This is a genomic window from Cyanobium sp. LEGE 06113 (assembly GCF_015207615.1).
In genome coordinates, this window is the sequence record NZ_JADEWM010000001.1 from 471,338 (window position 1) to 484,262 (window position 12,925).

Consider the following 12,925-nt stretch of genomic DNA (forward strand, 5'->3'; position numbering starts at 1 on the left):
CCCGATGAGCGTCACCCCGGTGCCTGAGCTGGCCTATGGGCCGGTGCGCCTGCTGGTGCTGCAGCCCACCCCCTTCTGCAACCTCGACTGCAGTTACTGCTACCTGCCCCAGCGGGACGACCGCACCCGGCTGTCGCTGGAGCTGCTGGAGGCGGCCCTGGAGCGGGTGCTGGAGAGCCCCTTCTTTGACGGGGGATTCACCCTGCTCTGGCATGCGGGCGAGCCGCTCACCATGCCGATCGCCTTCTACGACGCCGCCAGCGCCCGCATCCAGGCCGTGCTGCAGCGCCACGGGCTGCCGCCCTCCACGGTGGTGCAGTCGCTGCAGACCAACGCCACCGTGATCGATGCGGCCTGGTGCGACTGCTTCGAGCGCCACGACATCCACGTGGGCGTGAGCATGGATGGCCCCGCCTTCCTGCACGACGCCCACCGGGTCACCCGCACCGGCCTGCCCAGCCATGCCGCCGTGATGCGGGGGGTGGACTGGCTGCAACGGCGGGGCATCCCCTTCGAGGTGATCTGCGTGCTCACCGCCGCCGGGCTCGACCATGCCGACGCGATCGTCGATTTCTTCCTGCAGCAGGGCATCGGCGACGTGGGCTTCAACATGGAGGAGACCGAGGGCGTCAACACCCAGTCCAGCCTGGAGGTCTCGGCGGGGGAGCGGCCCGCCCTGGAGGCCCGCTACCGCCAGTTCATGGAGCGCGTCTGGGACCGCTGCGGCGACCAGCCCGAGCGGTTGCGGATCCGCGAGTTCGAGGGAATCACCAGCCTGGCCTGCGGCGAAGCCCGCCTGGTGCAGACCGATATGAACACCCCCTTCGCGATCGTGAACGTGGATGCCCGCGGCAACATGTCCACCTTCGATCCGGAGCTGCTGTCGGTGCACACCGAACGCTTCGGCGATTTCTGCTTCGGCCACGTGCTGCGCGACAGCCTGGTGGATCTGGCCGGCACGCCGAAGTTCCAGCAGGTGGAGCGCGAGATCCGCACCGGTGTGGAGCGCTGCCGGGCCAGCTGCGACTACTTCGGCCTCTGCGGTGGCGGCGCCGGCAGCAACAAGTACTGGGAGCACGGCCGCTTCGACGGCACCACCACGCAGCACTGCCGCTACCGCATCCAGCTGGTGGCCGAGGTGGCCCTGGCCGGCATGGAGCGCGAGCTGGGCCTCAACCCCTGAGGGCCTGACCCCGGCGCTCGGCGAGCCTGCCGAACAGCTCCACGTATTGCCGTGGCCCGCCGGCCAGGCTGGCGTCGATGCGCAGGGAATCCTGCGGATCGGTGAGACCCACCAGGCGGCCATCGGCGTGGGAGGGGCGGTCCACGGCACCGCCGCTGCTGTCCACCAGCACCACCCGGTTGGCCGTGCCGAACACCGCGCCCAGCTCCTGCAGCAGGGTGAGGAAGCCCCGGTCGCTGCCGCCCCGCAGCCAGCCCCCGCCTGCGCCGGCACCGAGGTGATCGTGTCGCCCACCCCCACCAGGGTGGGCATCAGCGCCGGCTCGAAGGCCGAGCGGGCCAGCTCCAGCAGGCTGGGGTGGTCGTGGGGGGCCGTGCGCACGTTGAAGTCGGCGCCGAGGGGGGGGCTGCCGCTGCGGCGGCCGATGGCCTGATTGAGCAGCACCAGCAGGCCCACCTCCTTGAGGGCGCCGCGCAGCATCAGCTGGAAGTCCGTGGTGCCGGTGCCGGCGGGGCTGGCGGGCTTGAGCTGCTCAGCACCGTCCCGGCGGCCGAGGTTCGGGGCCAGGTGCAGGAAGAAGGCCTCGCCCAGGCCTGCCGCTGTGGCCTCCGCCAGCAACTCCCCCATCAGCTCCAGAGCCAGGGCCTGTAGATCCTGCTGGCCGGCCACGTTGCCCTCCACGGCAGCGAACAGCCCGTTGAGGTTGAGGCTGGGGGAGAGGGGGTTGTCGAGCACGGCCGCCTCCACCAGGGCCTGCCGCCGATCCCCACCCAGGTGGGGCAACAGCGCCGGCAGCCGCTCCAGCAAGCTGCGCCGCAGCCGCTGCGGCACTGCCGCCAGGAAGGCGATCTCCCCGGCCGACACCCCCGGATGGCTCACCAGGCCAAAGCGGTCCTGCAGCTGCACGCCACCGGCCGCCAGCCCGGGCAGGTAGAGGCCCTCGGCGGCGGGCTCGGCACTGCCGGCCAGGGCCTGCTCCACCACCCGGTTGACGCCGCGGCTGCCCTCGTGCTCGCCGTTGGTGAGCACCGCAAACTGTCCCTCCAGCTGCCGCGCCGCGCGGATGTAGGCCGGCTCCAGCCGCCGCTGGCGCGGATCATGCACCAGCTCCATGCACACCCCGTCGAGGTCCTGCACGATCAGCAGCTCGGCAGGGGCGGCCAGGTCCTCGAGCAGGGCATCCGGGCTCAGGGGGTTGGGCGAGAGGGGCATGGCGCGGGCTGCCGGGGCGTCGGGCGGCCGGGGGCCGCTGCAGTCACCCTGCCCCATCGGCCCACCGTTGCACTTCCTTGCGGCCGGGTGGATCCCTGGGTTCAGCCCAGCCTGTTGTGGTACCAAACTCAAAACAGGTGGCTGCATGGGTTCTGCCCTCTTTCTGAGCATCGACCAGGGCACCACCAGTTCCCGCGCGGCGCTGTATGACCACCAGGGCCAGCAGGTGGCCTGCTGCGGTGCCCCCCTGGAGTGCCACTACCCGGCGGATGGCTGGGTGGAGCAGCACCCGGAGGCGATCTGGCAGAGCCAGCTGGCCGCTCTGCAGCAGCTGGAGCAGGCGATCAGCCCGGAGCAGCGCCGAGCCGTGGTGGCCTGCGGGATCGCCAACCAGCGTGAAACCACCGTGCTCTGGCGCCGGGGCACGCAGGAGCCCCTGGCCCCGGCGATCGTGTGGCAGGACGGCCGCACCGCCGCCCTCTGCGCCGCCTGGAAGCAGCAGGGGCTGGAAGCCACCATCCGCCAGCGCACCGGCCTGCTGGTGGACCCCTACTTCAGCGCCAGCAAGATTGTGTGGCTGCTGCGGGAGCTGCCGGCGGCGGCGGCGGCAGCGGCGGCCGGGGAGCTGTGTTTCGGCACCGTGGACAGCTGGCTGCTGTGGCGGCTGTGCGGACGCCATGCCACCGACTGCAGCAATGCCAGCCGCACCCTGCTGATGGACCTGGAGCAGCTGCGCTGGGATCTCGAGCTCGCCTCCAGCCTGGGGGTGCCGCCCGATGCCCTGCCGGAGCTGCTGCCGAGCCAGGCCGCCTTCGGCACGATCGCGGCGGGGCTGCCCTTCGCCGGCGTGCCGATCACGGCGGTGCTGGGAGACCAGCAGGCCGCCACCCTGGGCCAGAGCTGCCTGACCAGCGGCGAGGGCAAGTGCACCTACGGCACCGGCGCCTTCCTGGTGATCAACACCGGCGCCACGATCCAGCGCTCCGACGCCGGCCTGCTCAGCACCGTCGGCTGGACCGATGCCGTCGGCCGGCCCACCTACTGCCTGGAGGGCAGCCTTTTCAATGCCGGCACCGCCATTCAGTGGCTGCGCGACGGCCTGCGGCTGATCGAGCGCTCCGACCAGGTGAACGCCCTGGCGGCCAGCTGCAGCAGCAGCGGCGGCGTGATGCTGGTGCCCGCCTTCACCGGCTGGGGCACGCCCCATTGGGATCCGGCGGCGCGGGGCCTGCTGATCGGCCTCAGCCGCGACACCGGCCCGGCCCAACTCGCCCGGGCCACCCTGGAGGGGATCGCCCTGGCGGTGGCCACCCTGGTAGAGCTGGCCGAAGAGGCCCTGGGCGAGCCCCTGCAGGAACTCGCTGCCGATGGCGGAGCCGCAGCCGCCGATCTGCTGCTCCAGGCCCAGGCCGATGCCACCGGCCTGCCGGTGCGGCGCCGGGCCGACCTGGAGAGCACGGCGCGGGGCGTGGCCCTGCTGGCTGGGGTGCAGGCTGGAGAGCTGGAGGGCCTGGGTGCCTGGAGCGACCTGGCCGAGGCCCCCGGTGCCCGGCGCTTCGAGCCCGCGATCAGCCTGGAGCAGCGCCAACATCGGCAGCAGCGCTGGCGGTCCGCCGTGGAGCGCAGCCTGCACTGGCATGACCCCGACCTGCAGCAGGCTCAAGTGGTAACCCCTTCCGGAGCAGCCTGATGACCGTGGATCTGCTCGTGATCGGTGGCGGCGCTACCGGGGCCAGCGTGGCGCTTGAGGCCGTGCGCCGTGGCCTCTCGGTGACCCTGGTGGAGGCGGGCGACATCGCCCAGGGCACCAGCAGCCGCAGCACCAAGCTGCTGCACGGCGGCGTGCGCTACCTGGAACTGGCCTTCCGCCGGCTGGACTGGCGCCAGCTGCAGCTGGTGCGGGAGGCACTGGGGGAGCGGGGCCACTGGCTGGAGGCGGTGCCGTTTCTGGCCCACCGGCTGGAGCTGCTGCTGCCCACCGCCGGCTTCATTCAGCAGGCCTACTACGGCATCGGCCTGGGGCTCTACGACCTGTTGGCCGGGCGCCGCGGCATCGGCGCCAGCCGCTGGCTGGCCCGCGGCACCGTGCAGCAGCAGTTGCCCGAGCTGGCTCCCGGCTACAGCGGCGTGGCCTACAGCGATGGCCAGTTCGACGATGCCCGGCTCAACCTGTTGATCGCCCGCACCGCCGCGGGCCTCGGCGCGAGCGTGCACACCCGCACCCGGGTGGTGGAGCTGCTGCGCCAGCAGGGCCGCCTCAGCGGCGCGGTGGTGGAAGACCTGCAGACAGGCGAGCGCCGCGAGCTGCAGGCCCGGGTGGTGCTCAACGCCACGGGCATCGGCGCCGACGCGATCCGCCGCATGGCCGATCCCGACCAGGGCCCAAGGCTGCAGGCCAGCCGTGGCATCCACCTGGTGCTGAAGGGAAACCTCTGCCCCGGCGGCACCGGCCTGTTGATTCCCGCCACCGACGACGGCCGGGTGCTGTTCGTGCTGCCCTTCTTCGGCCGCACCCTGGTGGGCACCACCGACACCTCCTGCCCGGTCGGGGAGGCCAACGCCCCCAGCGCCGAGGAGGAGGCCTACCTGCTCAGCTACGTGCGGCGCTGGTTCCCCCAGCACGGAGAGCCGCAGGTGTGCAGCCGCTGGGCCGGCGCCCGCCCCTGCTGCGCCCGGCCAGCGCCGCCAGCCCCGCTGCCGCGGGTGCAGCCCCGGAAACCTCCACCGTGGTGCGCGAGCACGAGGTGGAGCAGCTCCCCTCCGGACTGATCAGCGTGATGGGCGGCAAGTGGACCACCTGCCGCCCCATGGCCCTCGATGGCCTGAAGGCCGTGGCAGCCCAGCTGGGCCGTCCCCTGGCGGAGCCCGCCGGACCCACGCCCATCCTGGGTGCCGAAGAGGAGCCTGAGTCCACCCGCCGGGGGCTCGCCGCCCTGGAGCAGCGCCTCGGCGCTGAGCACCCGGCGGCCCTGGTGCAGCATCTGCTCGCCAGCCACGGGTTGCAGGCCGAGGCGGTGCTGGCCTGCGCCGCCTCGCCCCAGGAAAGGGAACCCCTGAGCCCGGTGATTCCACTCACCGCCGCGGAAGTGCGCCACGCCGTGCGCCACGAGTGGGCCCGCAGCAGCGACGACGTGCTCTGGCGGCGCTGCCGCCTCGGCTTCGTGGACAGCGCCGAGGCCGAACGGCTGCGGCCCGAGGTGCAGCGGCTGCTGGATCAGGAGCTGGCGGCCACCGGCTCCGCCCTTTCGGGCTGAGGCGGCTCCTCAGCCTCGGACACCATGTCCGCTTCGCCCACGAGCCACCAGAAGAAGCCGTAGGCGGGCAGGTAGATGAACCAGCTGTCATTGGCGGCGGGAAACTCGCAGCCCCACACCACCTCGCGCATGCGGCTGCCCCGCCACTGGCCCAGATCGAGCTGGGTGGAGGCTCCCGTGCCCGACACATTGGCCGCCACCACCATGGTCATGTCGCCGGTGCTGCGGGCGTAGCTCAACACGGAGGGGTGGTCGCTCTCCAGCAGCTGGAAGTCCCCCAGCCGCAGGGCCGGCAACTGCTGGCGGCTGGTGAGCATGCGGTGATGCCAGTTGAGCAGGGAGCCGGAGAGCTGTTGCTGCACGGCCACGTTCACCACCCGGTAGTCGTAGCCGGGGGCGGTGATCGGCGGCAGCACCAGCAGGGGATCGGGCGCCGTGGAGAAGCCGCCGGCGCGGTCCCGCGTCCAGGCCATCGGCGTGCGGTTGGCATCGCGGTCGCGCAGCCCGGGCCAGTCGCCCATGCCCAGCTCATCGCCGTAGTAGAGGCAGGGGATGCCGGGCAGGCTGTAGATGAGGCTGTGCAGCAGGGTGTTGGGGCGCGGATCGCCGTTGAGCATCGGCGCCAGCCGACGGTTGATGCCCCAGTTCAGCCAGTGGCCCTCGGCGTTGGGGAAGCCCGTGCACACCGCCTCCACCACCGCATCGCTCACCAGGTGGCCATCGCCCAGCCACAGCTCGTCGTGGTTGCGCAGGGGCAGGGCCCAGCGGCAGCCCGGTACGGCGTTCTGGGCCTCGCGCAGGCAGGTGTAGAGCTGGTCGCAGCGCCCCTGGGCCACCGCCGCGAACAGGTGGGCGGTGAGGGCGAACTCGAAGGCCGCATGCAGCTCCCCCTCCGCCAGGTAGGGAGCCGACTCCTGCACCGGCTGGATCGCCTCGGCCAGCAGCAGCACGTCGCGGTCACAGGCGTCCACCCGCTGCCGCACCCGCCGCAGGAAGGCGTGGGTCTCAGGCAGGCCCTCGCAGCGGCTGCCCTCCTCCTCGAACAGGAAGGGCACGGCGTCGAGCCGGAAGCCGTCGATCCCCTGCTCCAACCAGAAGTCCACCACCGCCAGCATCTCCTCCTGCACGGCGGGGTTGGCGTAGTTGAGGTCGGGCTGGTGGCGCAGGAAGCGATGCAGGAAGTACTGCCCCGCCACCTCATCCCATTCCCAGTTGGAGCTCTCGTAGCGGCGGAACAGCACGGGGGCGTCGGCGTAGCCGTCGTCGCGATCCCGCCACACGTAGAAGTCGCGCTCGGAGCTGCCGCTCGGCGCCCAGCGGGCCCGCTGGAACCAGGGGTGCAGCACGCTGGTGTGGTTCAGCACCAGATCGAGCACCACCTTGATGCCGAGCCGATGGGCCTGCTCCAGCAGCTGGCGCAGGTCGGCCATGCAGCCCAGATCAGGGTGGATCGACTTGAAGTCGGTGATGTCGTAGCCGCCGTCCTTGAGCGGAGAGGGGTAGATCGGCGTCATCCAGATCGCGTCCACCCCCAGCCAGCTCAGGTAGGGCAGCCTCTCCCTGATGCCGGCCAGATCGCCGATGCCGTCACCGTTGGCATCGGCAAAGCTGCGCGGCAGCAACTGGTAGATCACACAGCCTTCCCACCAGTGCGCCACCGGATCAGGCATCAGGCATCCAGACCCTCTCGCTCTGTCTTGGTTTAAGCGCAAATGGCCGCCAGCGCCAGCACCCGGGCCTCAGCAGCGCAGCCCGCTGGCCTGCTGGAAGCGATGTTCGTGGCGCCGGTCCCAGCCCAGCTGCAGCGTGCTGGCGATCGGCTGGCTGCCGTCGCAGGTCCAGCGCAGCTCGCCGTGGGGGCTGCTGAGCGTGAGCTGCTGGCTGGCGCCGTGCCACTCGCGGCTGAGCACCCGCACCGGCAGACCGCCCTCGGTGACTGGATACAGGTGCTCGGGGCGGATGCCCACCAGGAGGCCGTCCTGCATCGGCAGCAGGTTGATCTGGGGCCGGCCGATGAAGCGCGCCACCGCCACGTTGGCAGGCGTGCCGTAGAGCTCCTGGGGCGTGCCGCACTGCTGCAGGCGTCCCTGCTGCAGCACGGCGATGCGGTCGGCGATGCCCATGGCCTCCTGCTGGTCGTGGGTCACGTACACCACCGGGGCCTGACTGCCGCAGAGGATCGTGCGCAGCTGGGGGCGCAACTCCTCCCGCAGCTGGGCATCGAGGTTGCTCATCGGTTCATCGAGCAGGAACACCCGCGGCTGGCGCAGCAGGGCCCGGGCCAGGGCCACCCGCTGGCGCTGACCGCCCGAGAGGTCGGCGGGGCGGCGCTGGCTCTGGTCCTCCAGCTGCAGCATGGCCAGCACCCGGTCGATCTCCTGCTGCCGCTGCTGCCGCGGCACCCCCCGCAGCTCCATGCCCAGGGAGAGGTTGCGGGCCACGCTCAGGTGCGGGTAGAGCGCATAGCTCTGGAACACCATGGCCACCTGACGCCGCCCGGCCGGCAGGGCGGTGATGTCGCGCTCACCCAGCAGGATGCGGCCGCCATCGGGCTGATCGAGGCCGGCGATCAGCCGCAGGATCGTGCTCTTGCCGCAGCCGCTCGGCCCCAGCAGCGCCACACACTCGCCCGGCTCCACCCGCAGGTCGATGCCCGCCAGGATCGAGCGCTGGCCGAGGCGGCGTTCCAGGCCTTCGAGGCGCAGGGCAGGGGCTGGTGCGCTGCTCATCCCTTGATCGCTCCCTGGGTGAGGCCGGCCACGATCTGGCGCTGGAACAGCAGCAACAGGGCCAGCAGCGGCACGCTGCCCAGCACGGTGGCGGCGGCGAAGGCGCCGTAGGGCACCGTAAACACCGACGAGCCGGCCATGCGGGCCATGGCTGGCGCCAGGGTGAGCAGCTCACTGCGGCTGAGCCAGGTGAGAGCGATCGGAAACTCGTTCCAGCTGAACAGGAACACCAGCAGCGCCGTGCTCACCACCGAGGGCCCCATCAGCGGCAGCAGGATCCAGCGCAGCCGCTGCCAGAGGCTGAAGCCCTCCAGCACGGCGTTCTCCTCCAGCTCCCGCGGCAGCTCCGCAAAGGCCGCCTGCAGCAGCAGCAGGGCCAGGGGCAGCGACAGACCGGCGTAGGGCAGGCACAGGGCCAGCAGGTTGTTGGCCAGCCCCAGCTGCCGCGCCACCTGCAGCAGGGCCAGAAACAGCAGCACGTAGGGGAACACCGCCGCCGCCAGCAGACCGCCGCCCACCAGCAGCCGCAGCAGGCCGCCGCGGCGGCTGAGGGCATAGGCACAGGGGATGGCGAGGGCGAGGGTGAGCAGCGTGCTCAGGGCCCCCACCACGGTGCTGTTGAGCAGGTAGCGCCAGAAGGGGGGATCGCTGCCCAGCACGGCGCCGTAGTTGGCCAGGGTCCAGCCGCGGCCCAGGGCCTCTGCGCCGGCCAGCAGGGCCTCCGGGGTGCGCAGGGAGGTGTAGAGCTGCCAGAGCATGGGCGCCAGACTCCAGATCAGCAGCAGCGCCACCAGGGCCAGGCGACCGCCACGGGGGGAAGGGGCCTGGCTCATGCCGCGCCCTCCCGCCGCCGGCGCTGGCTGAGCACCAGGGCCAGGGCGCAGGCCAGCAGCAGGGCGAACATGCCCAGCATCACCGTGGCGCTGTAGCCGAAGTCGAGAAAGCGCATGGCATTGAGGTAGGCGTAGAGGGCCAGGCTCTCGGTGCTGCTGGCGGGGCCGCCGCCGGTGAGCACGGCCACCAGATCGAACACCCCCAGGGCCTGGGCCAGGCGGAACAGCAGCACGATGAAGATGTAGGGGCGCAGCAGCGGCAGGGTGATCCAGCGCAGGGCCTGCCAGGGGCGGCCACCCTCGAGGGCCAGGGCCTCGTAGAGATCGGCCGGAATGCTCTGCAGCCCAGCCAGCAGCAGCAGGGCCACGAAGGGAGTGGTTTTCCAGACATCGGCCAGCACCACGGCCAGCCAGGCCAGCTGGGGCGATGCCAGGAAGGGCAGGCTCGGCAGGCCGATGGTCTGCAGCAGGCCGTTGATCGGCCCGTTGGGGTCGTTGAAGATCCAGCGCCAGCCCAGGGCCATCACGGTGGTGGGCAGGGCCCAGGGCAGCAGGCTGAGGCTGCGCACCAGGCCCCGGCCCCGCCAGCGCTGATGGAGCAGCAGGGCGATGGCCAGCCCCAGCAGCAGCTCCAGTCCCACCGACACCACCGCGAAGCGCAGGGTCTGGGCGGCGTCCTGCCAGAAGCGGCCGTCGCCGAGCAGCCGCTGCCAGTTGGCCAGCCCCACCGGCACGGGCTCCAGGCCCGTGAACACCGACTGGGCCTGCAGACTCAGCCAGGCGTAATCCAGGATCGGCCACACGAACACGGCCAGCAGCAGCAGCAGCGCCGGGGCGATCAGCAGCAGGGCGAGGGCCGCACTCATCGCAGCGCCGCCTGGCCGCTCGCTTGCAGCAGCTGCTCGCTGGCTCGCCCAGCCCGGTCCATCGCCTGGGCCGGCGGGGTGTCGCCGGTGATCACGCCACTGAGCTGGCGCTGCACGATGTCGCTGAGCTGGGCGTATCCGGGGTTGATCGGACGCAGCACCACGGCCTCCAGGGCCTGCTGCAGCACGGGCAGCAGGGGGCGCTCCAGCACCAGCTCCGGGTCGTCGAACAGGGCGGTGAGGGTGGGGGTGTAGCCCCAGCGCCGCACCAGCTGGCGCTGGCTCTCGGCGCCGCTGAGGGCCTGCAGCACCTGCACGGCCTCGGCGGGATGGGGCGTGCCGGCCAGCACCGAGAGCCCCCAGCTGCCCTGGGTGGCGCCGGAGGTCTGACCGGGCTCGGCCACCATGGTGGTGACGCCCACCTTGCCGGCCACGGCGCTCTGGGGCCGTTGCAGCTCCTGCCAGGCGTAGGGCCAGTTGCGCATCAGGGCGGCGTCGCCGGCCTCGAAGCTCTGCAGGGCCTCCGGTTCGGCGAAGTTGGCCACGGCGGCGGGGCTGACGCCCGTGTCGATCAGGGAGCGCATCCAGGCGGCGGCCTGATCGGCGGCGGGTGTCAGCAACCCCATGCCGGGCTGGTCGGCCTGCCAGGCGCCGCCGAAGCCGTGCAACACCTCCAGGAACACGCAGCTGAGGCCTTCGTACTGGCGGCCCTGCCACACGTAGCCCCAGCGCACCCGGCCTTGGCGCTGCAGCTGCTCGGACACGGCCACCAGCTCGGCGGGGGTGCGGGGCGGGGCGTCCATCAGGTCGGTGCGCCAGTAGAGCAGGCCCATGTCGGCCACCAGGGGCAGGCGCCAGAGGCGGCCATCGATGCGGTTGCCGGCGCGGGCGCCCGGGGCGAGAGGCTCGAGGGCCTCGGCGCCGAGCCAGTCGTCGAGGGGCAGCAACCAGCCGGCGGCGGCGTACTTGGCCGTCCAGGTGACGTCCATCAGCAGCAGGTCGTAGGGGCTGTCCCCCAGCAGCAGGCTGCTGATGGCCAGATCCGACACCGACTCAGTCTCAAAGGGGCCCCGGGTCACGGCGATGCGCAGATCGCGGTGCTCGCGGTTGAAGGCCGCCACCTGCTCGGCGGTGGCATCGGCGAAGGGAGCGGGCATCAGCACCCGCACCGTGGTGGGCTCCTGAGCACCGGCCAGGCTGCGCCAGCCACCCACGCCCCCGGCCAGGGCGACCACCATCCCGAGCATCAGGCCGAGGGCCAGGAGCCAGCGTCTGGAGGGGAGGCTCAAATCGCGCGCAGGGTGCCCAGTTGCTGTTCGGCCCAGTGCTGCACGGTGAATTCCTCCACCGCCTCCGACATCGAGGCCATTCTCTGCTTCTGCTCCTCCAGGGGCATCTCCAGGGCGGCGACGATGGCCGCGTCCATGCTGCGGTGGGAATAGGGGTTGGTGACCACGGCGTCTTCCAGTTCCACCGAGGCTCCGGAGAATTCCGAGAGCACGAGCACCCCGCCCTGGCCCTGGCGGGCGGCGACGTATTCCTTCGCCACCAGGTTGAGACCGTCGCGCAGCGGCGTGATCCAGCACACATCCGACTGACTGAACCAGGCCACCAGCTCGTCGTAGGGGGTGCGGCGGGTGGAGAGGCGCACGGGGGTCCAGTCGATGCGGCCGAAGCGGCCATTGATGCGGCCCACGATCTCCTCCACCGAGCGCTGGATGTCTTCATAGATGCGCATGCCACTGGCGGCGGCCACGCAGGCGAGGAACAGCTCCACCCGGCCGTGCCACTGGGGCTGCTGCTCCAGCACCCGCTCATAGGAGAGCAGCATCTCTTCGTTGCCCTTGGTGTAATCCACCCGGGAGGCCGAGATGATCAACTTGCGGCCGGCATGCTGCTCGGAGATCTGGGTCGCCATCGTCTGCACCTCGGTGCTGTCTCTCAGCTCACGAATCACATCCGGAGAGGTGCCAACCGGTGAGGCCTGGATATGCACCCGACGGCCGTTGTGCTCCAACCAGGGCAACACCGTGGGCTGGGCCAGGGCACTGCCGTGGTGGCGGAACTTGACCGCCACGGGCACGGGATCCCCACAGCGGGCGCCACGCAGATTGATGGCGGTGCGGGAGAAATTGTCGGCGTAGCGGGGAATGTGGAAGCCCACCAGGTCGCAGCAGAGCAGGCTGTCGAGAATTTCATCCCGCCAGGGCAGGATGCTGAACACGTCGTTGGAGGGGAAGGGTGTGTGGTGAAAAAAGGCGATCCTCACATCGGGCCGGAGGGCCCGGATCTGGGCTGGGGCCAGCCAGAGGTTGTAATCGTGCACCCAGATCGTGGCCCCTTCCGCCGCCTCCTCACAGGCCGCACGGGCAAACGACTGGTTGACGCCTACGAAGGTGTCCCAGTCTGAGTTGTCAACACTGAAAAGGCCTGGAAAGCTGTGCAGAATCGGCCAGAAGGACTCCTTCGAGGTCACATGATAGAAGCTTGAAATCTGCTTCTCGGTGAGCGGCAACCGTCGCAAGGTGAACGGGTTGGCCGATGGAACGGTGAGCCGTTCATCAGCGGCATTGACCGCGTCTTCATCCTGGCGCCAGGAAATCCAGGTGCCGGAGCGTTCCTCCAGAAACAGGTTGCGGAGGGTGGGAATGATGCCGTTCGGGCTCTTCTGGTCGACAAACTCAGTGCTGCCATCAGCAGCGGTTTTCAGGTCGTAAGGAGAGCGGTGGTACACCAGCACAAAGCTGCTGCCGCCGAAGGCCTGGCTGGAAGCCGAGCGCTCAAGGGTGCTGGGCGTGGTCGGACTGGATGTGGTCGGACTGGGTGTGGCACGCATGGCTTGGGACAC

Annotated in this window: 8 protein-coding genes and 2 pseudogenes; 3 read left to right on the forward strand and 7 right to left on the reverse strand. The window is 71.0% G+C overall.

The genetic code is table 11. The features are described 5' to 3' along the window. The first annotated feature begins 4 nt into the window (after window positions 1–4). Window positions 5–1,183 carry a cyclophane-forming radical SAM/SPASM peptide maturase GrrM/OscB gene (gene grrM, locus IQ220_RS02430; RefSeq protein ID WP_186698082.1) on the forward strand — a complete coding sequence of 393 codons (1,179 nt, stop codon included), beginning with the start codon at window positions 5–7 and terminating at the stop codon, window positions 1,181–1,183. Here grrM and stpA read toward each other — a convergent pair. Beyond that, a pseudogene (gene stpA, locus IQ220_RS02435) lies at window positions 1,173–2,566 on the reverse strand (glucosylglycerol 3-phosphatase). The gene grrM and the pseudogene stpA sit on opposite strands and share 11 nt — an antisense overlap. On the opposite strand from stpA, the gene IQ220_RS02440 reads away from it, so the two are divergent. Both IQ220_RS02440 and IQ220_RS02445 read left to right on the forward strand, forming a co-directional pair. Beyond that, window positions 2,541–4,085 carry a glycerol kinase GlpK gene (locus IQ220_RS02440; protein ID WP_193912989.1) on the forward strand — a complete coding sequence of 515 codons (1,545 nt, stop codon included), beginning with the start codon at window positions 2,541–2,543 and terminating at the stop codon, window positions 4,083–4,085. The pseudogene stpA and the gene IQ220_RS02440 overlap by 26 nt on opposite strands. After that, window positions 4,085–5,649 (forward strand): annotated as a pseudogene (locus IQ220_RS02445) (FAD-dependent oxidoreductase). Before IQ220_RS02440 ends, IQ220_RS02445 begins: the two are co-directional and overlap by 1 nt. On the opposite strand, the gene IQ220_RS02450 reads toward IQ220_RS02445, so the two are convergent. The 6 genes from IQ220_RS02450 to ggpS form a co-directional block, all read right to left on the reverse strand. Then, a complete protein-coding gene (locus tag IQ220_RS02450) occupies window positions 5,610–7,319 on the reverse strand; it encodes an alpha-amylase family protein (RefSeq protein WP_193912987.1) in 1,710 nt (569 codons plus the stop codon). The pseudogene IQ220_RS02445 and the gene IQ220_RS02450 sit on opposite strands and share 40 nt — an antisense overlap. A 69-nt stretch (window positions 7,320–7,388) precedes the next feature. Then, window positions 7,389–8,378, reverse strand: a complete 990-nt coding sequence (locus IQ220_RS02455) for an ABC transporter ATP-binding protein (RefSeq protein ID WP_193912985.1) — start codon at window positions 8,376–8,378, stop codon at window positions 7,389–7,391. Continuing rightward, window positions 8,375–9,211 carry a carbohydrate ABC transporter permease gene (locus tag IQ220_RS02460; RefSeq protein WP_193912983.1) on the reverse strand — a complete coding sequence of 279 codons (837 nt, stop codon included), beginning with the start codon at window positions 9,209–9,211 and terminating at the stop codon, window positions 8,375–8,377. The genes IQ220_RS02455 and IQ220_RS02460 overlap by 4 nt, the downstream gene beginning before the upstream one ends. Next, window positions 9,208–10,077, reverse strand: coding sequence for a carbohydrate ABC transporter permease (locus tag IQ220_RS02465; protein WP_186698069.1), 870 nt, complete (start codon window positions 10,075–10,077; stop codon window positions 9,208–9,210). The genes IQ220_RS02460 and IQ220_RS02465 overlap by 4 nt, the downstream gene beginning before the upstream one ends. Continuing rightward, window positions 10,074–11,315, reverse strand: coding sequence for an ABC transporter substrate-binding protein (locus IQ220_RS02470; RefSeq protein ID WP_228008800.1), 1,242 nt, complete (start codon window positions 11,313–11,315; stop codon window positions 10,074–10,076). Before IQ220_RS02470 ends, IQ220_RS02465 begins: the two co-directional genes overlap by 4 nt. A 47-nt stretch (window positions 11,316–11,362) precedes the next feature. Then, a complete protein-coding gene (gene ggpS / locus IQ220_RS02475; protein ID WP_228008799.1) occupies window positions 11,363–12,913 on the reverse strand; it encodes a glucosylglycerol-phosphate synthase in 1,551 nt (516 codons plus the stop codon). Window positions 12,914–12,925 lie beyond the last annotated feature (12 nt).